16 protein-coding genes are annotated in these 19758 nt (G+C 71.4%); 12 read left to right on the top strand and 4 right to left on the bottom strand.

Annotated features, from left to right (window positions below; all coding sequences use genetic code 11):
• The first annotated feature begins 6 nt into the window (after positions 1 to 6).
• Positions 7 to 912, top strand: a complete 906-nt coding sequence (locus tag IEZ24_RS15370; protein WP_129455052.1) for a hypothetical protein — start codon at positions 7 to 9, stop codon at positions 910 to 912.
• On the opposite strand, the gene glpK is transcribed toward IEZ24_RS15370, so the two are convergent.
• Positions 909 to 2378: a glycerol kinase GlpK gene (glpK, locus tag IEZ24_RS15375; protein ID WP_129455053.1), complete on the bottom strand. Its 1470-nt coding sequence runs from the start codon at positions 2376 to 2378 to the stop codon at positions 909 to 911. The genes IEZ24_RS15370 and glpK overlap by 4 nt on opposite strands.
• Positions 2375 to 3226: a DUF1028 domain-containing protein gene (locus tag IEZ24_RS15380; RefSeq protein ID WP_129455054.1), complete on the bottom strand. Its 852-nt coding sequence runs from the start codon at positions 3224 to 3226 to the stop codon at positions 2375 to 2377. Before IEZ24_RS15380 ends, glpK begins: the two co-directional genes overlap by 4 nt.
• Positions 3227 to 3248: 22 nt before the next feature.
• Here IEZ24_RS15380 and IEZ24_RS15385 point away from each other — a divergent pair, with 22 nt between their 5' ends.
• Complete coding sequence (locus tag IEZ24_RS15385; protein ID WP_242498470.1) at positions 3249 to 4511, top strand: MFS transporter; 1263 nt, start codon at positions 3249 to 3251, stop codon at positions 4509 to 4511.
• Between the two features lie 9 nt (positions 4512 to 4520).
• On the opposite strand, the gene IEZ24_RS15390 is transcribed toward IEZ24_RS15385, so the two are convergent.
• On the bottom strand, positions 4521 to 5717 hold the full coding sequence (locus IEZ24_RS15390; protein ID WP_129455055.1) for a pyrophosphate--fructose-6-phosphate 1-phosphotransferase: 1197 nt from the start codon (positions 5715 to 5717) through the stop codon (positions 4521 to 4523).
• A 183-nt stretch (positions 5718 to 5900) separates the two neighbouring features.
• Between IEZ24_RS15390 and IEZ24_RS15395 the strand changes: the two genes are divergently transcribed.
• Positions 5901 to 7349 carry an APC family permease gene (locus IEZ24_RS15395; RefSeq protein ID WP_129455056.1) on the top strand — a complete coding sequence of 483 codons (1449 nt, stop codon included), beginning with the start codon at positions 5901 to 5903 and terminating at the stop codon, positions 7347 to 7349.
• 67 nt (positions 7350 to 7416) lie between these two features.
• Positions 7417 to 8784, top strand: coding sequence for a metallophosphoesterase family protein (locus IEZ24_RS15400; protein ID WP_129455057.1), 1368 nt, complete (start codon positions 7417 to 7419; stop codon positions 8782 to 8784).
• Positions 8785 to 8796: 12 nt separating this feature from the next.
• On the opposite strand, the gene IEZ24_RS15405 is transcribed toward IEZ24_RS15400, so the two are convergent.
• Positions 8797 to 10029: a PucR family transcriptional regulator gene (locus IEZ24_RS15405; RefSeq protein WP_129455058.1), complete on the bottom strand. Its 1233-nt coding sequence runs from the start codon at positions 10027 to 10029 to the stop codon at positions 8797 to 8799.
• Between the two features lie 192 nt (positions 10030 to 10221).
• On the opposite strand from IEZ24_RS15405, the gene IEZ24_RS15410 reads away from it, so the two are divergent.
• From IEZ24_RS15410 to IEZ24_RS15445, 8 genes are all read left to right on the top strand, one after another.
• The gene (locus IEZ24_RS15410; RefSeq protein ID WP_129455059.1) at positions 10222 to 11010 is read left to right on the top strand and encodes an ABC transporter ATP-binding protein; all 789 of its coding nucleotides are present in this window, start codon (positions 10222 to 10224) and stop codon (positions 11008 to 11010) included.
• Entirely contained in the window at positions 11007 to 11801 is a 795-nt protein-coding gene (locus IEZ24_RS15415; protein ID WP_129455060.1) for an ABC transporter ATP-binding protein, read from the top strand. Before IEZ24_RS15410 ends, IEZ24_RS15415 begins: the two co-directional genes overlap by 4 nt.
• On the top strand, positions 11798 to 13630 hold the full coding sequence (locus tag IEZ24_RS15420; protein ID WP_129455061.1) for an AMP-dependent synthetase/ligase: 1833 nt from the start codon (positions 11798 to 11800) through the stop codon (positions 13628 to 13630). The genes IEZ24_RS15415 and IEZ24_RS15420 overlap by 4 nt, the downstream gene beginning before the upstream one ends.
• Positions 13627 to 14538 (top strand): branched-chain amino acid ABC transporter permease, encoded by a 912-nt coding sequence (locus tag IEZ24_RS15425; RefSeq protein ID WP_129455062.1) that lies wholly within the window; start codon positions 13627 to 13629, stop codon positions 14536 to 14538. The genes IEZ24_RS15420 and IEZ24_RS15425 overlap by 4 nt, the downstream gene beginning before the upstream one ends.
• Entirely contained in the window at positions 14535 to 15740 is a 1206-nt protein-coding gene (locus IEZ24_RS15430; protein WP_224745397.1) for a branched-chain amino acid ABC transporter permease, read from the top strand. Before IEZ24_RS15425 ends, IEZ24_RS15430 begins: the two co-directional genes overlap by 4 nt.
• Before the next feature lie 29 nt (positions 15741 to 15769).
• Positions 15770 to 17056 (top strand): ABC transporter substrate-binding protein, encoded by a 1287-nt coding sequence (locus tag IEZ24_RS15435; protein ID WP_242498471.1) that lies wholly within the window; start codon positions 15770 to 15772, stop codon positions 17054 to 17056.
• Between the two features lie 104 nt (positions 17057 to 17160).
• Positions 17161 to 18498 (top strand): class II 3-deoxy-7-phosphoheptulonate synthase, encoded by a 1338-nt coding sequence (locus IEZ24_RS15440; protein ID WP_129455063.1) that lies wholly within the window; start codon positions 17161 to 17163, stop codon positions 18496 to 18498.
• A gap of 76 nt (positions 18499 to 18574) precedes the next feature.
• Complete coding sequence (locus IEZ24_RS15445; RefSeq protein WP_129455064.1) at positions 18575 to 19741, top strand: hypothetical protein; 1167 nt, start codon at positions 18575 to 18577, stop codon at positions 19739 to 19741.
• The last annotated feature ends 17 nt before the right edge of the window (positions 19742 to 19758 follow it).

Genomic DNA, 19758 nt, shown 5'->3' on the forward strand with positions numbered 1-19758 from the left:
CGGGGCATGCCCGACTCGCGGTCCGACCCGCTGCTGGAGATCGCCGACGACCTCTACGCGCTGCCGCTCGCCGACTTCACGCCGGCGCGCGACGCAATGGCCAAGGAGCACAAGGCCGACAAGGCGCTCGCTGCCGCGATCAAGGGTCTGCGCAAGGCGTCGGTCGCGGCGTGGATGGTGAACCTGCTCGTCCGGCGCGACCCCGACCAGGTGGACCAGGTGCTCGCGGTCGGCGAGGCGCTGCGCGACGCGCAGGAGAACCTCGACGCCACGCAGCTTCGGGAGTTCACCAAGCAGCGGCGGCAGCTGACCGCGTCGGTCACGACCGCCGCCCGGCGAATGGCCCGCGAGGAGGGCGTACGGACCACGCAGTCGGTCGCCGACCAGGTGGAGGCCACGCTGACGGCGGCGATGCTCGAGCCCGATGCCGCAAGGGCGGTGCGCAGCGGGCTGCTCGTGACGTCGCTGAGCGCCACCGGTCTCGGCGACCTCGACCTCACCGGTGCCGTGGCGGCACCGGAAGCCCTCGGCTTCACTGCGCGCGCCCGCCCGGTGGCGGCGCCCGACCCGACGCAGCGGCCCCAGCTCCACGTCGTGCCCGACCCGGACGCGGACGTGAAGGCGAGGGCAGCGGCGGACGAGCGGCTCGCCGAGGCGAGGGCGGTGCTCAAGGAGGCCGAGAAGGAGCACCGGGCGGCACGCCGGTCGGTGGAGAAGCTCCAGGCGCGGACCCTCCAGCTCCAGTCCGAGCTCGACGAGCTCCGGAGCCGGGTCGCGGCGCTCGAGGACACGCTCGAGGAGGTCGACGACGAGCTCAGCGAGGCCGAGGCCGCGCAGGCGGAGGCCGAGGAGGCCGTCGACGAGGCGCGGGTCGAGGTCGAGTCGGCGCGCGAGGCCCGCGACGGGCTCTAGTCGGCCCATCCCTTCGAGCGCTCGACCGCCTTGCTCCAGAGGGCGTACGCCGCGTCGAGGGCCGCGCGGTCGCCCGCTGGCTCGAACCTGCGGTCCAGCGCCCAGGTGTCGCGGAGCTCGTCGGTCGAGGACCAGGTGCCGGTGCCGAGGCCGGCGAGGAACGCGGCCCCCAGCGCGGTCGTCTCCACGATCTCGGGACGCTCGACCGCCCGGCCGACCTGGTCGGCCTGGAACTGGCACAGCAGGTCGTTGGCCGCGGCGCCGCCGTCCACGCGCAGCGTGGTGAGCTCGGGCAGGGTCTCGAGCACGTCGCGGACCTCGAAGGCGATGGCCTCGAGCGTGGCGCGTACGAGGTGGGCGCGGGTGGTGCCGCGGGTGATGCCGATGATCGTGCCGCGGGCGTGGGGATCCCAGTGCGGGGCGCCCAGGCCCGTCAGCGCGGGCACGAAGACGACGCCGTCGGTGTCCTCGACGGTCGCGGCGATGGCGGCGGTCTCGGCGGCGTTGCCGACGATCTGGAGCCCGTCGCGCAGCCACTGCACCGCGGCGCCGGTGACGAAGATCGCCCCCTCCAGCGCATAGGTCATCTGGCCGTCGGGGGAGCGCCACGCGGCGGTGGAGAGCAGCCCGGCGTCACTGCGCACGACCCGACCGCCGGTGTTGGTGAGGATGAAGGAGCCGGTGCCGTAGGTGCACTTGGACTCGCCCTCCTCGAAGCACGTCTGCCCGAACAGCGCCGACTGCTGGTCGCCCGCGATGCCGGCGATCGGCAGGGAGAGGCCGAGGAACGACTTCGGGTCGGTGGGGGCGACCTCGCCCCAGTTGGGCACCAGGTCGGGCAGCGCGTCGCGCGGCACCCCGAAGAGCCCGCACAGCTCGTCGGACCAGTCGCCCGCCTCGAGGTCGAAGAGCAACGTGCGGCAGGCGTTGGAGACGTCGGTGACGTGCCAGGTGCCGCGGGTCATCCGGGCGATGAGGTAGGAGTCGACGGTGCCCACGGCGTACCGGCCGGACTCGACCAGCGCCCAGGTGTGCGGCTCGTTCTCGGCGAGCCAGGTGAGCTTGGTGCCGGAGAAGTAGGGGTCGAGCCGCAGGCCGGTGAGCTCGGCGACGCGCTCCTCGTGGCCGTCGGCGCGCAGCCGATCGCAGATGTCGGCCGTACGCCGGTCCTGCCACACGATGGCGCGGCGCGGGGAGCCCAGGGTCTCGCGGTCCCACAGCACCACCGTCTCGCGCTGGTTGGTGATGCCGACCGCGGTGAGCTCGTCGGCGTCCACCTTGGTGAGCACCTCGCGGGTCGCCTCCAGCGTGGCCTGCCAGATCTCCTCGGCGGAGTGCTCGACCCACCCGGGCTGTGGGAAGTGCTGGCGGAACTCCTGGTAGCCCTTGGCCTGGATGCGGCCGTCGGGCGTGACCACGACCGCCGTCACGCCCGTCGTGCCGGCGTCGATCGCGAGGACGCTCATGCGTTCTGCCCCTCCTGCTCACCCCGGATGATCGCGAGGATCCGGCGGTCGATCCACGGAGGCCGCGCGCCCGGACCGACGCGCATCTCGTAGTTCTCCGACCCGACCCACATGTGGAAGCTGTCCTTGCCCTCGGCCTTGGCGAGCGACTCGAGCTCGATCATCAGCGCGTCGTCGACCGGCACCTGCTCCTCCGGCGTGGACGCCGTCAGGTAGAGCTCGTTGAGGTCGACGAGCCGTGCCAGCTCGGCGACGGGGTCGGCGTGGTCGTCGACGCGCAGGTCGACGGCGACGTCGTCGTGCCCGCCGTAGCCCGCTCCGTCGCGTACGACGAGCAGGGCCGCGCTCTGCCGGCCCCGGCGGTCGCCACCGGCCTCGTCGCCCGCGGCGAGGGCGGCCAGCAGCCGCCGCTCGAGCGTCAGGCCGTCACCGCCCTGCCAGGCCCGCTCCATGGCCTCGACGACCTCGGGGCCGGTGAGGATGTTGCCCTGGATCGCGTAGCCGCCGCGCTCGCCGCTGCGACCGGTGACCCCACCGGCCCAGGCGAAGCACTCGGAGCCGGTCCAGGTGGCGGCGTTTCCGTCGGAGTCGACGATCCCGGCCTGCCGGTGCTCGCGGCCCTCGTCCTCCTCGACGAGCCGGTCGAGCGCGACCTGCGCGGTCGCGCCCTCGTCGAGGTGGGCCAGCCCGAGGTACTTGTAGGCGATGTTGGCGTCGGCCTGCGTGGCGATCGCCCCCACCCCGGCCGCGGCCGCGGGCACTGCGGACCCGACGGCCAGGAACTTGGAGGCGACGGCGACCCCCCACGAATCGCCGTCGTCGGACCGGGCAACGATGGAGAACGTCATGCCCCGACCCTAGTGTGATCCCGTGCTGAACCGTCTCGGATTCCCCCGCGTCGGGGAGCATCGCAGGTTCGTGGCGGCCATCGTGGCCGACACCGTCGGCAGCGGCCTGTTCATGCCGATCACGCTCCTCTACTTCCTCGCGATGACGGACCTGTCGCTGGTGCAGATCGGCTCGGCGCTGTCGCTGTCGGCGGTGCTGACCATGCCGGGCGCGTTCGTGATCGGCAGCCTCGTCGACCGGTTCGGGCCGCGGAAGATGATGCTCGCGGGCAACCTGGTCCAGGCGGTCGGGATGATCGCCTACCTCTGGGCCGACTCGCTGCTCGTCGTCGCGCTGTGGACCACGCTGCTCAACATCGGCCGCCAGGCGTTCTGGGGGTCCTTCGGCAACGTCGTCACCGCGATCTCCGCGCCGGGGGAGCGCGAGGTGTGGTTCGGCTTCCTCCAGGCGGTGCGCAACCTCGGCTACTCCATAGGGGGCGTGCTCGCCGGAGTCGCGCTCCAGATCGGCACGGACCTCGCCTACGAGACGGTCGTGGTCGTCAACGCGGTGACCTTCGTCGTTGCGTTCGTCCTGCTGCTCGACGTGCCGGACCACCGGGCCGCGCACCCCGACGACGCGCCGGCCGAGGGCTGGGGCGTGGTCCTGCGTGACCGGGCCTACCTGCGCCTGGTGCTCGGCCAGTTCGGCTTCGTGGCCGGGATGATGGTGCTCAACTTCGCGCTGCCGGTCTACGTCGCCGAGACGATCGACCTGCCCGGGTGGGTGGTGGGGGCGATCTTCACCCTCAACACCGCGATGGTCGGGCTGGGCCAGGGCCTCGTCGTACGCCGGATGACCGGCCGCGTCCGGGCGCGGATGATGGGGCTCGCGCAGGTCGTGTTCGTCGTCAGCTACGCCCTGTTCGTGCTCGCCGGCTGGCTGCCGGTCTGGCTGGCCGTCGTGGTCATGCTGGTCGGCGCCGCCGTCTACACCTTCGGTGAGCTCATCGGCGGACCGGTGCTCAGCGCCACGGCGGCCGAGGCCGCTCCCGACCACCTGCGGGGCCGCTACCTCGGGTTGTTCCAGCTCAGCTGGGGCATCGGGGGAGCGGTGACCCCGGTGGCGTTCACCTGGCTCCTCGCCCACGGGCAGACGACCCTGTGGTGGGTGCTCGCGCTCGTCGCGGTCGCCAGCGGGGCGTACCTCCAGCGGCTGCCGCGGGTGCTCCCCGCGGCGGGGCTGCGGGTGACCGACCGGTCCGGTCAGGAGCCTGCCCCCGAGTCGGCCCCCGGACCTGCCTGAGGGTGGGCCTCAGACCTGGCCGATGCCCTCCAAGAGCTCGGTGAACCAGGCCTGGCTGTCGTCGAACGGCTTGTGACCGGCGATCCGCTCGAACTCGATCGCGCGGAGCTCGTCGCCGCGGTCCTCGTCGTGGCCGATCACGCCCGGACGGCCGGCCATGGCGGAGGCGACGGCGAGCTCGGCCATCTCCCTGATGAGGGCGAGGTCGGTGTCGTTGGCCGGCGCGGACCGCGAGAAGTAGCCGGACTTCTGGACCATCTTCTTCTCCGCGCCGATCGCCTCGGAGAACCGGTCGGCGAAGTAGCGGCCCGGGTTGATGGTGTCGATCTTGACGTGCCCGAACGGGTCGCGGCCGACCGTCTCGCCCGCCGCCTCGAGGTCGGCGACGATGTCGTCGATGCCGGCGCCCTCGGCCAGGAAGATGTTGACGCACCCGATCTCGTCCATCACCCAGCGCAGGCGCGTGGCCTCAGCGGCGAGGTCGATGGCCCGCTCGGGGACGTAGACCGCGTGGATGGCCCACTTGCGGCCGTCGAGGCCGATGCCGGGCAGCCACTCCTGCTCGGCGTGCCACGCCATGTAGTCGCGGGCCGCGGCGGCCGTCAGCCAGCCGCTGGCGCGCCCCATCACCTCGTGGACGATCAGCATCCGCGGGTTGGAGCCGTGCTCGGCCAGCACGTTCTGGGCGAAGCGCGAGGCCTGCTGCGCCGCGGTCTGGGCGCCGAGGCTCTGCCGGATCGGCACGATGTCGTTGTCGATGGTCTTGGGCAGGCCGACGACGGTCAGCTCGGAGCCCTGCGTGGCGAGGTACGCCGCCAGGTCGGCCGCTGCGGTGTTGGTGTCGTCGCCACCGATGGTGTGCAGCACGTCGACGCCGTCGGCCTGCAGCCGCGCGGCGGCCACCTCGAGCGCCGTCTCGTCCGCACCGATCAGGCCGCGCTTGCGGCAGTCCTCGTCGTTGGTCAGCTTGACCCGGCTGTTGCCGATCGGGCTGCCGCCGTAGCGGTGCAGCAGCGCGGCACCGGCGCGTACGTCGGCGCCGATGGTGACGCTGTTGCCGGTGAGCAGGCCGTGGTAGCCGTGCCGGTAGGCGATCAGCTCGATGTCGGGGTCGGTGGCGTCGTAGGTCTCGATCAGGGCGCCCACGGCGGAGGAGAGGCAGGGGGCGTACCCGCCCGCGGTCAGGAGGGCAACACGCTTCGGCATGGGCAGCAGGGTAGTTGGAACGTTCTAAGCCCGAAAGGGTGACCGCACCGCGGATGGCGGCCGCTGGACGTGACGGATCGGCCGACACGACGTTGTCAGGGCGGGCGGTGGTTGCCTCGCCCGTCCGGCGGGGCCATTGTGAGGAGAGGCCGTGCCGTGCACGGAACGACGAGGGGAGTCTCGATGAGCACGACAGAAGCCACGCAGCAGGACGTCCACGGGCAGGGGGGTGGCGACCTCAAGCGGGTGCTCGGCCCCAAGCTGCTGCTGCTGTTCATCGTCGGCGACATCCTCGGCGCCGGCGTGTACGCCGTCACCGGTCGGATCGCCGGCCAGGTCGGCGGCGTCGCGTGGCTGCCTTTCCTCGTGGCGTTCGCGGTGGCCACGGTCACCGCCTACAGCTACCTCGAGCTGGTCACCAAGTACCCCCAGGCGGCCGGCGCCGCGCTCTACGCGCACAAGGCGTTCGGCATCCACTTCATCACCTTCCTGGTGGCGTTCACGGTGGTCTGCTCGGGCATCACGAGTGCCTCGACGTCGTCGAACCTGCTCGCGGCCAACCTGCTGATCGGCTTCGGCAACGACGACCCCAGTGCCGGCGCCACGCTCGCCACCGCGCTGCTCTTCATGGTGGTGCTGGCCGTCATCAACCTGCGCGGCGTCGGCGAGAGCGTGAAGTTCAACGTGGTGCTGACGCTCGTGGAGATGCTCGCGCTCGCCATCGTGATCGGGATCGGCATCTGGGTGATCGGCGCCGGAGACGGCGACCTGAGCCGGGTCACGGTCTTCGAGAGCCCCGACGACAAGGGGCTCTTCATGGCGGTCACCATCGCGACCGCCATCGCGTTCTTCTCGATGGTGGGCTTCGAGGACTCGGTCAACATGGTCGAGGAGACCAAGGAGCCGCTGCGGATCTTCCCGCGCACGATGTTCACCGGGCTCGGCATCGCGGTCGTGATCTACATGCTGGTCGCGATCTCCGTGGTCGCCGTCATCCCGCCCGGACAGATCGCGGAGCCCACCAACGCCGAGGCCGGGATCCTGCTCGACGTCGTCAAGGTCGGCGCCCCCGACCTGCCCATCGACACGATCTTCCCGTTCCTCACCGTCTTCGCGGTCGCCAACACCGCCCTCATCAACATGCTCATGGCGAGCCGGCTGGTCTACGGCATGGCCCGCCAGGACGTGCTCCCGCGCTCGCTCGGAAAGGTCCTCCCGGGCCGCCGCTCGCCGTGGACCGCGATCGTGTTCACCACGCTCCTCGCGCTCGGCCTGATCACCGTGGTCACCCTCGACTCGGAGTCGTCGGTCGTCGCGGCGCTCTCCGGCACCACGGCGCTGCTGCTGCTCGCGGTGTTCACGATCGTCAACGTCGCGTGCCTCATCCTGCGGCGGGACCCGACGCCCGACGGCGCGTTCCGCGCCCCCTCGGCGCTCCCCGTGGTCGGCGCGCTGTGCTGTGCCTACCTCCTCGGACCATGGGCACGGCTCGAGGCCGACATGATCCAGTACCGGATCGCGGCCGGCCTGCTCGGCATCGGAGTGGTGCTCTGGGCGCTGACCTGGATGACGAACCGCGGCGTGCGTGCCAAGAAGACCGGCTTCCGCGACATCGACCACCTCGAGGAGTGAGCCGGCGGCGGGCGACACGGCCGGGTGCTGACCGGTGGTGTCGTGCCCGCCGTCTACGGTTGGCCGCGTGACACGACGACCTCTCGGGCCGGTGCTGGCAGCGCTGGTCGCCGGTGCCCTGGGCTGCTCGTCGGTCACCCCTCCCGCGCCGTCGGCGAGCGCGACGCCGACCGGGGACCACCCGGCTCCCACCGTCGACGCCTCGCCCCGCACCCCCGGTCCGGACGTCGAGCTCGACGCGCGCGGGCCGCGGGAGCGCCCGCCGGTCCCGCCCGCTCCCGAGCTGGCCGACGCCTACCGCTTCGTCTCGGCGCCCGACTTCCTCAACCAGGACGTCGCCGACCTGACGGCCGGCGGTCGTCGTACGCATGTCGTCAAGGGCACCGGGGAGGTCGCCAACTCCACCAACGCCTCCTACGAGACCGCCCTCGACCGGGTGATCGACGAGATGGCCTCCCACGGCACCCGCGACGTGCTCGTGCCGGGCGACCTCGTCGAGGGCCGGTGGGGCCGCGACGACGCGCGCACGGGCGTCTTCGGCCCCGTACGCACCGAGGCGCAGCGGATGCGTGCCTGGCGCCGCGCGGCCGACGTCTACTACCCGGCGTGGTTCGAGCGGTTCGACGACCACGACCTCCGCACCTACCCCGCGGTCGGCGACCACGAGGTGGGCGACGACCCCTGGCGCACGAGCCGGCGCAACCCGTGGGTCGACTTCAAGCGGCGCCACGTGCCGCAGATCAAGGAGATCTTCGCCGACCACGCGCTCACCCGCGCCGACGGCCGGCCGCGCTTCACCGACCGCCCGCGGCGCGGCCCGGCGCGACGCACCGCCTACGCCGTCCGGCTCGACGCCGACGTGCTCCTGGTGACGCTCGACGTCTTCGAACGCCGCGGGGGCGACGTCCACATCTCGGTCGACCCGGCGCAGCTGCGGTGGCTCGAGGGGGTGCTGCGGCGCGCGCGTCGGGCCGACGTGCCCTGGGTGATGGTGCAGGCCCACACGCCCATGCCGGGCCCGGTCCGCGTCCGCAACTCCACCCACCTGGTCTACGAGGGCGGCCTCCGCTCCGACCTGTGGCGCACGATGGTCGACGGCGGCGTCGACGTCTACCTCAGCGGCGAGGTGCACGACCAGACGGTGCGCCAGCGCGACGGGATCCTCGAGGTCTCGCACGGCTCGCTCTTCTACCGCGGCGAGGCGTCCTACGTGGTGGGCCAGGCGACGCGCGACGAGCTCGTCCTGGAGAACCGCCAGTTCCGCGGCACCGTCGGCTACGACGAGCGGCTGTGGACCACCTCGCGCCAGGGGGCCCCGGGGGAGATCACCTACCCCCTCCGGTCGATCGTCACCGGCACGCTGGTGGCCAGCCGGTCGCGCTCCGGTGGGCTCCGGGTCGAGGACGCCGACGGCGTGCTCGCGCCGCGGGGCTGACCCCGGAGCCGGTCAGCGCGCCTCCGCGCGGATCAGGCGTACGGCCAGCAGCAGGTCGATGAGGTCCTCGACCCGGCGCACGTCGCAGCCGGTGCGCTCGGCGATGCGGTCGAGGCGGTAGTAGATCGTGTTGGCGTGCACGTGGAGGTGCATCGCGGTGAGCTTGGCGTTGAGGTCGTGGGAGACGTAGGTGCTGAGCGTCTCGACCAGGATCCCGCCGGTCGCGAGGTCCTCCTCGACGAAGGCGCGCACCTCCGGGGGCACCAGCCGCGCGTTCTTCTGGCTCGAGATGAGCAGGTCGAGGGTCGACATCTCGTCCATGGCCCGCACGCCGGGACGGCCGAGCAGCGAGTCCATCGCGGTCCGGGCGTCCTCGTAGGCCCACGGGATCTCGTGGAAGCCGGTGCGCACGCAGCTGAGGCCCACGCTGGTCAGGATGCCGTCGGCCAGGAGCGAGACCACCGCCGTACGGACGCCGTCGACCACCCGGGCCGGTCCGCTCGCGCCCACCGGCAGCAGGGCGACCACCTCGTGGTGCCGCGCCACGACCATGCCACGCCCGGCCACCGTCAGCGCCGCCCGCAGCCTGGCCCGCTGCTCCGCCCCGACCAGCTTGGAGGGCAGCGTCGCCACGAGCGCGACGAGGGGCCCGTCGTCGGCGAGGCCCATCTGGGCCAGGGCGAGCTGCCGCTCCTCGACCGTCGGCGGCTTGCCGGCCAGGAGGTCCTCGAGCAGGTCGCGGGCCAGGCGGGCGGAGTCGGCCAGCTGGTACTGCTGGGCCTCGAGGTACGCCTCGGCCGCGGCCGTGCTGCCGACCTCGATGGTCCGCATCACCTGGCTGACCAGCAGGAGCGCCGCGTCCTTGGTCGAGGGCCACTCGTTGACCCCGGCGAGGATGTCGTCCCACAGGGTCAGCTGGCCGACGCGGAACGCCTTCATGAAGTCCGACAGCGTGATGCCGAGCTCGACGCGACGCATCGCGTGCTGCCCGCTCCAGGGGAAGTCGGAGCGGAGGGGATGACGGCGCTCGGTGACGCTGGCGAGGAACGCGGCGAAGACCTGTCGGCAGTGGGCCTCCACCTCGTCGCGCAGCCCGGCGTCCGCGCGGTCGCCGTACGCCGGCACCTGGTGCCAGATCGAGTTGGTCGCGTCGTGGGCGATCACCGACTCACGGCGCTGGACCCACTGGGCGAGCTTGTCCGCGCTGCGTGCCTCGCCGGCGAGCGCGACCGTGCCATCCGTCATCGAGTCTCCCCTTCGAGCTGACCGCCCATGGTGGCCTGCGGATCGCGGTTGCGCCACCCCCGAGGGTTTGTGATCCGGCCATGACCCGGCAGACGCGGCTTTGGGCTGCCGACCAGTGACAGCGGTGTCGCGGCGGGTCCACGATGTGACTCTCGTCACTCGCACCTCCCCGGAAGGAGAGTGAGGTCCACGATGCTCTCCGCCCGCAACCTCGAGGTCGTCTACGACGACGTCGTCCTGGCCCTGCGCGGGGTGAGCATCGACGTGCCCGAGGACCGGATCGTCGCCCTCCTCGGCTCCAACGGGGCGGGCAAGACGACGCTCCTGCGGGCCCTCACCGGGCTGCTGGACATCCACGACGGGGAGGTCACCAAGGGGCGGGTCACCCTCGACGACACGCCGATCCACCGGGCCAGTCCGGAGCGGGTCGTGCGTCAGGGAGTGCGCCAGGTGCTCGAGGGGCGTCGTGTCTTCGTGGAGCTCAGCGTCGAGGAGAACCTCAAGGTGGGTGCCCACACCGCCCGCTCGCGCATGGCGGACAACCTCGAGCGCGTCTATGCGCTGTTCCCGGTGCTGGGCGACCGGCGCGCCGCTGTCGCGGGCTACCTCTCGGGCGGGGAGCAGCAGATGCTCGCGATCGGCCGGGCGATGATGTCGGAGCCGCGCTACCTCCTGCTCGACGAGCCCACCCTGGGCCTGGCTCCACGGATGGTGGAGAACATCCGCGACGTGGTGCTCGAGATCAACAAGGGCGGCACCGCCGTCCTGCTGGTCGAGCAGAACGCGACGATGGCCCTCTCGATCGCCCACCACGGCTACGTCATGGAGACCGGCCGCGTCGTCCTCGACAAGCCGGCCGAGGCGCTGCTGAAGGACGACGACGTACGCGAGTTCTACCTCGGCCTCCATCCCGGCGAGGACGGCCGCAAGTCCTTCCGCGACACCAAGCACTACCGGCGCAAGAAGCGGTGGTCGGCATGACGGGACCCGTGACCGACCCGACCCCCGTGGCCCGGCTCGACGACGTGCACCTCTCCTTCGCCGGCGTGAAGGCGGTCAACGGGGTGAGCTTCGAGGTGCGCCCGGGTGAGCTGTTCGCGATCATCGGCCCCAACGGGGCGGGCAAGACCTCGCTGTTCAACGTGCTCTCCGGCGTCTACCGGCCGCAGCAGGGCTCGGTGGAGTTCATGGGCGAGAGCATCCTGGGCCGCCGGCCGCACCAGATCGCTGCCATGGGCATGGCCCGGACCTTCCAGAACATCGCGCTGTTCGAGCACCTCACCGTCCTCGACAACCTGATGCTGGGCCGTCACCAGCACATCACCTACGGCTTCCTCCAGGCGTTCGCCTGGGTGGGCACCGCGCGTCGGCAGGAGATCGAGCACCGTCGCGCGGTCGAGGAGATCGTGGACTTCCTCGAGCTCGAGCAGTGGCGCACCATGCCGGTCGGCCTGCTGCCGTACGGCGTCCAGAAGCGCGTCGAGCTCGGCCGGGCGCTCGCCATGGAGCCCAAGCTCCTCCTCCTCGACGAGCCGGTGGCGGGCATGAACCTGGAGGAGACCGAGGACACCGCCCGCTACGTCCTCGACATCCGCGACGAGCTGGACGTGCCGATCATCATGGTCGAGCACGACATGGGCCTGGTCATGGACCTCGCCGACCGGGTGCTGGTCGTCGACTTCGGCACCCCGATCGCCACGGGGACGCCCGACGAGGTGCAGCGCCACCCGGACGTGGTGCGCGCCTACCTGGGCAGCGAGGTCGGGTCATGAGCAGCCCCGTCAGCCGGATCCGGGACCACGCCGCAGCGATGCCCGACGCGGTGGCGCTGCGCGACAAGCACTTCGGCATCTGGCGGGAGTGGACGTGGGCGTCCTACTGGGAGCACGTCCAGCTGGCGGGCCACGCCTACCTGGCCCTGGGCGTCGTGCCCGGTGACCGCGTCGCCATCCACTCCGAGAACCGGCCCGAGTGGCTGATCTGCGACATGGGCGCGCTCGCCGTACGCGCGGCGTCCGTCGGGGTCTATCCCACGAACCCGGCCGCGGAGGTGGGCTACCTCCTCAACGACTCGGGCGCCAAGGTGCTGGTCGCGGAGGACCAGGAGCAGGTCGACAAGGCCTTCGCCGTGCTCGACCAGGCGCCGGACATGGTGCGGATCGTCTACCTCGAGCCGCGCGGCATCCGACACCGCTACGACAGCGAGCTGCTGCTCTCGTGGGAGGACTTCCTCGAGCTCGGCCGCGAGCACCGCGCGGCGCACCCCGACGCGATCGCGGAGGTGATGGCCGGGCAGGAGCCCGCGGACCTCGCGACGCTGATCTACACCTCCGGCACCACCGGGCCCCCGAAGGGCGCGATGCTCACGGTCAGCAACGTCGAGTGCGCGATCCAGGTCCTCGTCGAGCAGGGCGCCTTCACCGACCCGCCGCCCGGGCCGAAGGACCTGACCCTGTCCTACCTGCCCCTGGCGCACGTCGCCGAGCGGATCTTCTCCACCTGGTTCAACGCCGCAGCCGGGACACAGGTCAACTTCGCCGAGTCCATCGAGACGGTGCCGGCCAACCTCCGTGAGGTGCAGCCCACCATCCTCTTCGGCGTACCGCGGATCTGGGAGAAGCTGCTGGCCGGGGTCGAGACCCGGCTGTCCGGCGCCTCCTGGTTCAAGCGGGCGGTGTCGCGGTTCTGGCTGGGCGTCGCCGACGACATCGGGGAGCGCCTGGTCGCGCAGGGCGGTGTGCACAGCACGTCGACGCGCCTGAAGTACGCCGTGGGCTACGTGTTCTTCTACCGCGCCCTGAAGGACCGGCTGGGCATGCGGAAGGTGCGCTACGCCGCCTCCGGAGCAGCCCCCATCGCGCCCGAGGTCCTCAAGTTCTTCATGGGCATCGGGGTGCCGATGCACGAGGTCTACGGCATGACCGAGAACACGGCGGTCGCCACCGGCAACCGTCCCGGCCGGATCCGGCTGGGCACCGTGGGCGAGGTGCACCCGGGCACCGAGCTGCGGATCGACGAGGAGACCGGCGAGATCCTCACCCGCAGCGGCGCCACCTTCGCCGGCTACTGGCAGCGCGAGGAGGCGACCCGCATGGCGCTGACCCCCGACGGGTGGTTGCACACCGGCGACGTCGGCGAGTGGGTCGAGGGGACGCACGTGAAGATCACCGACCGGATGAAGGACATCATCATCACCGCGGGCGGCAAGAACATCTCCCCGTCCATGATCGAGAACGAGCTCAAGGCCTCGCCGTTCATCCGCGAGGCGATCGTGATCGGCGACGGTCGCAAGTACCTCACGGCGCTGATCGGCATCGAGCTCGACACCGTCGGCGAGTGGGCCCAGCGCCGGCAGCTCGGCTACAGCACCTACCGCGACCTCAGCGCCAAGCCCGAGGTCGTGGAGCTGGTCTCGGGAATCGTCGACGCCGTCAACGCCGACCTGGCCCAGGTCGAGCGGATCAAGGCCTTCCGGCTGCTGCCCAAGGAGCTCGACCACGAGGACGGCGAGCTGACCGCCACGCAGAAGGTCAAGCGCTCCGCGATCTCGCAGATGTTCGAGGACACCGTCGTCGAGATGTACGGGGGAGCGACCCGATGACCCAGTTCCTGGAAGTGGTCCTGCGCGGGCTCGGCTCGGGATCGATCTATGCGCTGCTGGCCCTCGGCTTCGTGATCATCTACAAGTCCACCGGGGTGATCAGCTTCGCGCAGCCGGCGATGATGCTGACTGGCGCGACGATCACCAGCTACGTCGGGCCGGCCCTCGGCGTGATGCTCTTCACCGGCTTCTCCTTCTTCGTCTCGATGGCCGTCGCGGCGCTGCTCACGGCAGCCCTCGCGCTGGTGATCGAGCGGGGGGCGGTCCGGCCGATGGTGGGACGCCCCGCCTTCGTGGTCGCGATCATCACCATCGGGATCGACATCGTGGTCCGCGTCGTGACCAGCGGCTTCATCGGCCTCGGAGCCCGCAACATCCCCAACCCGTGGGGCCTCGAGCGGGTGGAGCTGATCGGTCTCCGGGTCCAGGAGCGACACCTGGTGTCGCTGGCCACGCTCGCCGTGGTCGTGGCGGCCCTCTTCTGGTTCTACCGCTACACCCGCCACGGCCTCGCCATGCGGGCCGCCGCGTTCGACCAGGAGGCCGCCCTCACCCAGGGCGTCAGCGTCGGCAGCGTCTTCGCGCTGTCCTGGGCGATGGCGGGCGCCCTCGCGGCGGTGGCGGGAACGCTGCTCGCCATCTCGGCCGGCGTCGACCGGCAGATCTGGATCGTGGCCCTCGTCGCGCTCCCCGCGATCATCCTCGGCGGTCTCGACTCGCTCGAGGGCGCCGTGATCGGCGGGCTCGCGATCGGGGTGGTGGAGTCCCTGGTCGGCACCTACCAGCGCGACTACGCGCCGTGGCTGGGCGACAACTTCGCCGTCGTCTCGCCCTACGTCCTGATGTTGCTGGTGCTGATGGCCAAGCCCTACGGCATCTTCGGAACGCCGGAGGTGAGGCGCGTATGACCACCCTCTCGACTGGCTCGACAGGCTCGACGGGCCCGGGTTCGACGGGCTCGACGACCGCCCCGCGCGAGGCCGCGCCCCGCGCGCGTCGCACCGGGCGACTGTCCGGACGGCCGCAGTTCTACCGGTCGTACGCGCAGGAGCTGGCGCTGTTCAACACCCGGCCCAAGCGGATCTGGGTCGGCCTCATCGTCCTGGCCGCCTTCGCGCTGTCGCAGATGCTGACCGACAACCACCTCAACACCCTCGCGCTGGCGTACGCCTTCGCGATCGGCGCGCTCGGCCTCAACATCATCACCGGCCTGGCCGGACAGGTGTCCCTCGGCCACGCCTTCTTCCTCGGCGTCGGCGCCTACACCGCCGCGGCGATCTCCGGAGACCCGGACGGCCGCACCATCGGCTTCGGCATCACCAACATCCTCGTCTGGCTGCCCGCAGCAGGCCTCGTGGCCGGGATCGCGGGCGTGCTGGTGGCGCCCCTGGCGACCCGGCTCCGCGGCCTCTACCTCGCGATCATCACGCTGGGGCTCGTCTTCATCGGCGAGCACGTGTTCCGCGAGTGGAGCGACCTGACCGGTGGTGCGGGCGTGGGTCGCGAGTCGGCCGTGCCGGAGCTGTTCGGCCTCGAGTTCGCCCGCGACGGCGACTACCTGACCTCCGACCAGAAGTTCTACCTGCTGATGCTGGTGCTGATGCTGGTGTTCGCGCTGGGGGCGCGCAACCTGGCGCGGTCGCGCACCGGGCGTGCCTTCGCCGCGGTCCGGGACCGCGACATGGCCGCGGAGATGATGGCCATCAACCTGCCCCGCGCCAAGACGGTGGCGTTCGCGATCTCCTCGTTCTACGCCGGCTGCTCCGGCGCGCTGATCTACAGCATCATCGGGTTCTTCGAACCGTCCACCTTCGGCCTGCTGCTGTCCGTGCAGTTCATCGCGATGGTGCTGATCGGGGGAGCGGGCACGGTCAGCGGCGCCATCATGGGCGCGCTGTTCATCACGCTCCTGCCCACGCTGACGCGCGAGCTGCCGGCGTACGTGCCCTTCATCTCCGGGCAGGTCACCGACACCCCCAACGTCTTCCAGCTCGAGCAGGTGCTCTACGGCCTGCTCATCGTCGGCTTCCTGCTGTTCGAGCCGCGGGGACTCTTCGGCATCTGGATCCGGATCCGCAACTACTGGAAAGGCTGGCCCTTCAGCTACTGAGCGGCCGGACACACACAAAGGAGAGCACCGTGAAGTCAAGGAAGACAGGAGTGCTGCTCGTCGCGCTGGCACTGCTCGCCACCGGTTGTCGCGGTGGCGGGGAAGCGGAGGGCGAATCGGCCGTCAACGCGCCGGGGGTCACCGACGAGGCGTGCCCCGAGGCGGTCAACGCCGACAACGGGTGCATCTACCTGGGCACCATCTCCGACCTCACCCAGGGTCCGTTCGCACCGCTGGGCGTGCCGATCACCGAGGCGCAGGCGGCGTTCTGGAACCGCGTCAACGAGGACGGAGGCATCGGTGGCTACGACATCGACGTGACCACCTACGTCAAGGACAACCTCTACAACCCCCAGACCCACCAGCAGGTCTACGGCGAGATCGAGGGCGACGTGCTGGCGCTCGCGCAGACGCTGGGCTCGCCGACCACGCTGGCGATCATCCCCGACATGGACCGCGACGAGATGATCGGCGCCCCCGCGTCGTGGACCTCGCTGTGGGCCTTCGAGGACGCGATCCTCGAGTCCGGCGCCAACTACTGCGTCGAGGGCATGAACGCCGTCGACTACATGGTCGCCGAGAAGGACATCTCCTCGGTGATGGCGGTCGGCTTCCCGGGCGACTACGGCGGTGACGGCGCAGCGGGTGCCGAGATCGCCGCCGAGGCCAACGGGCTCGAGTTCACGGGGGTCGAGACGGCGCCCGGCCAGGAGGCGCAGGCGGGCGCCATCAGTGCCATCGTGAAGCAGAAGCCCGACCTCGTCCTGCTCGGCACCGGACCGACCGAGACCGCTGTCATCGTCGGACAGGCCGCCGCGCAGGGCTTCCAGGGACAGTTCATCGGCCTCGGTCCGACGTGGAACCCGGCCCTGCTGGAGACCCCCTCCGCACCGGCGCTGGAGGCGCTCTACATGCAGTCCGGCTACTGGGGGCCGTTCGGCACCGAGACGCCCGGCCACCAGGCGATGCGTGACGCGCTGGGCGAGGTCGCCCAGCCCAACGACGGCTACACGGCCGGCTGGGCGTGGTCCTACCCGCTGAAGGCGGCCCTGGAGGAGTGGCTCGACGGCGACTACGACAAGGACCGTGCCGGCCTGCTGGAGGCCGTCCAGTCACTGGAGACCATCGACTACGAGGGCATGCTGCCCGAGGAGGCCGGCAACCGGACGGGTGACCCCGACGAGACGATCTTCCGCGAGTCGGTCCTGAGCAAGGTCGACCCCTCGGCGCCGTCCGGCGTGACCATCGTGTCGGACTTCACGGCCGGCCCGACCGCGTCCGAGCACACCTTCGAGGGAGCGTGCTTCGAGGGCTGAGTCGAGCCTGAGCCGAGCCCGAGCCGAGTGCGTGCCCGGACCCCGACCGCCCGGAGAGCGGTCAGGGTTCGGGCGCGCGGGCGCACCCGCCGTACCCTTGGGGGGTGACCGCCATCCCCACCCTCGAGCAGCTGCACGCGCTCGGGCCCCTCCAGCAGCCCACCTACCCCGACTCCGGGGCGGTCGACGCTGCCGTGGCCCGACTGAGGACCGCGCCGCCGCTGGTGTTCGCGGGCGAGTGCGACGACCTCACCGAGAAGATCGCCGCCGTCACGCGCGGCGAGGCGTTCCTGCTGCAGGGCGGCGACTGCGCCGAGACGTTCGCCGGCGTCACCGCCGACAACGTCCGCAACAAGCTGCGGGTCCTGCTGCAGATGGCCGTCGTGCTGACGTACGCCGCGTCGGTGCCGGTCGTGAAGCTCGGCCGCCTCGCCGGCCAGTACGCCAAGCCCCGCAGCAGCGACTTCGAGACGCGCGACGGCGTGACGCTCCCCGCCTACCGCGGCGACGCCGTCAACGGCTACGACTTCACCCCCGAGGCGCGGGTGCCCGACCCGCAGCGCCTGGTCGACGTCTACAACTCGTCGGCTGCGACGCTCAACCTCGTGCGTGCCTTCGTCACCGGCGGCTACGCCGACCTGCGCCAGGTGCACACCTGGAACACCGACTTCGTGCAGTCCTCGCCGTTCGGCCAGCGCTACGAGGCGATGGCCGACGAGATCGAGCGCGCGCTGACCTTCATGAAGGCCATCGGCGCCGACCCCGACGAGTTCCACCGCGTCGACTTCCACTCCAGCCACGAGGCGCTGCTGCTGGAGTACGAGCAGGCCCTGACCCGCATCGACTCGCGCACCGACCTGCCCTACAACGTCTCGGCCCACTTCGTGTGGATCGGTGAGCGCACCCGTCAGCTCGACGGCGCCCACATCGAGCTGCTGTCGAAGATCCGGAACCCGATCGGCATCAAGCTCGGGCCCACGACGACGCCCGACGACGCCCTCGCGTACGCCTCGCGGCTCAACCCCGACAACACCCCGGGCCGGCTCACCTTCATCACCCGCTTCGGCGCGGGCAAGATCCGTGACGGGCTCCCCGCGCTGGTCGAGAAGGTCACCGCCGAGGGCCTCAACGTGGCCTGGGTCTGCGACCCCATGCACGGCAACACCTTCGAGGCCTCCTCGGGCTACAAGACGCGCCGCTTCGACGACGTCATCGAGGAGGTGCAGGGCTTCTTCGACGTGCACCGCGGCCTCGGCACCTGGCCCGGCGGCGTGCACGTCGAGCTCACCGGCGACGACGTCACCGAGTGCGTCGGCGGTGGCGAGGAGATCGACGAGGCCGGCCTGGCCAACCGCTACGAGTCCGTCTGCGACCCGCGCCTCAACCGCGTCCAGTCCCTCGAGCTGTCCTTCCTCGTCGCGGAGATGCTGCGGAAGGCCTGACCCGCCGGCTCGATTCGTGACCTGATCGTGAGCAGGTCGTGGCTCGCCGCGACCCCCGAGCGCCGATGCTGTCCCGATGGGGGACCTGTCGAGGCCGCTGCGCGCGCTCGCGCACCCGGGATCCGTGCTCGCACTCGTGGTGCTGGTCCTCAACGACCACCTGCTCAAGCGGGCGTGGCCCGGCTGGGTCACCGGCAAGCTGAGTGACGTCGCCGGGCTGGTGGTCGCGCCGTTGCTCCTGGCGGCGGTGCTCGCCCTCGTGCGCGCGCCCCGGAGCCTGCCGGTGTCGCTGGCGGCGACCGGGGCGGGGTTCGTGTTCTGCAAGACCTCGGACATCGGCGCTGCGGTGACGAGCAGTGTCTGGAGCCTCTTCGGCACGCCGACGATGATCCGTGCCGACGTCACCGACCTGCTCGCGCTGCCGGCGCTGTACGCCGCCTGGTGGATCCACCGGACGGCGCGCGACGCCGTCGGGAGCGGATGGCGGCGTACGGTCACCGCCGCGGTCGGCGCGGCGTTGCTGCCGATCGGGGTGCTCGCGACCGCGGCCACCAGCTGCGACGGTGACGACGGGTTGTGGACGATCGATGCAGTGCAGGGACGCTTCACCGGCACCCAGAGCCGGCAGGCGTTCGTGGTGTCCGACGACGCATCGGGGTACGTCCGCATCGATCCACTCAGTGGACGGGTGGACGGGCTCGCCGACCGCGATGTGGCCCGTCTGCACGACGAGCATCCGATCGGGTCGTGCGACAGCACCGGCGTGAGGTGCTGGCGCGTCGAGGACTTCGACAAGGTCCAGTCCTCCGTCGACGGAGGCGTGACGTGGCGAGACGACCTGGTGGTCAGCCCTGAGGAGCAGGCCGAGTCGGTCGAGGACGTGGACGCCGGCTGCGGCCGCGAGGCCTCGGCGCGGTTGACGTTCCTCGCGGCGGCGGAGGTGGACGGCGTCCCAGCGGTCGTGGTGACTGCGACGCACCTGGGTGTGTGGTGGCGCGACGCGGACGGGGACTGGCGCCTGATCACCCGGGCCGAGATCGCGGCGGCCCCGACCAGGGAGCCGAGCGGACCTCTGCCGCGGGGCAGGTTGCGGGTGGTCGCCACGCCGCCACGGTCGGAGCACGGCCAGTACCGGCCGACCAGCACCACCCCGCCTCCGCCCGGCTGCGCGAACCCCACCACCTCCACCGTCACCCCGAACCCCCTCAACGGTCCGCCCACCACCCGCGAGGTCTGCCCCTGACGACGGGTAGGTTCGCC

Source organism: Nocardioides ganghwensis (genome assembly GCF_014779655.1).
Taxonomy (GTDB): domain Bacteria; phylum Actinomycetota; class Actinomycetes; order Propionibacteriales; family Nocardioidaceae; genus Nocardioides; species Nocardioides ganghwensis.

Excerpts from the sequence above, each read along its gene's own strand:
- glpK (WP_129455053.1), bottom strand. The coding sequence starts at position 2,378 with ATGAGCGTCCTCGCGATCGACGCCGGCACGACGGGCGTGACGGCGGTC.
- IEZ24_RS15395 (WP_129455056.1), top strand. The coding sequence starts at position 5,901 with ATGAGCACGACAGAAGCCACGCAGCAGGACGTCCACGGGCAGGGGGGT.
- IEZ24_RS15420 (WP_129455061.1), top strand. The coding sequence starts at position 11,798 with ATGAGCAGCCCCGTCAGCCGGATCCGGGACCACGCCGCAGCGATGCCC.
- IEZ24_RS15410 (WP_129455059.1), top strand. The coding sequence starts at position 10,222 with ATGCTCTCCGCCCGCAACCTCGAGGTCGTCTACGACGACGTCGTCCTG.
- IEZ24_RS15445 (WP_129455064.1), top strand. The coding sequence starts at position 18,575 with ATGGGGGACCTGTCGAGGCCGCTGCGCGCGCTCGCGCACCCGGGATCC.
- IEZ24_RS15370 (WP_129455052.1), top strand. The coding sequence starts at position 7 with ATGCCCGACTCGCGGTCCGACCCGCTGCTGGAGATCGCCGACGACCTC.
- IEZ24_RS15415 (WP_129455060.1), top strand. The coding sequence starts at position 11,007 with ATGACGGGACCCGTGACCGACCCGACCCCCGTGGCCCGGCTCGACGAC.
- IEZ24_RS15405 (WP_129455058.1), bottom strand. The coding sequence starts at position 10,029 with ATGACGGATGGCACGGTCGCGCTCGCCGGCGAGGCACGCAGCGCGGAC.
- IEZ24_RS15425 (WP_129455062.1), top strand. The coding sequence starts at position 13,627 with ATGACCCAGTTCCTGGAAGTGGTCCTGCGCGGGCTCGGCTCGGGATCG.
- IEZ24_RS15390 (WP_129455055.1), bottom strand. The coding sequence starts at position 5,717 with ATGCCGAAGCGTGTTGCCCTCCTGACCGCGGGCGGGTACGCCCCCTGC.
- IEZ24_RS15380 (WP_129455054.1), bottom strand. The coding sequence starts at position 3,226 with ATGACGTTCTCCATCGTTGCCCGGTCCGACGACGGCGATTCGTGGGGG.
- IEZ24_RS15430 (WP_224745397.1), top strand. The coding sequence starts at position 14,535 with ATGACCACCCTCTCGACTGGCTCGACAGGCTCGACGGGCCCGGGTTCG.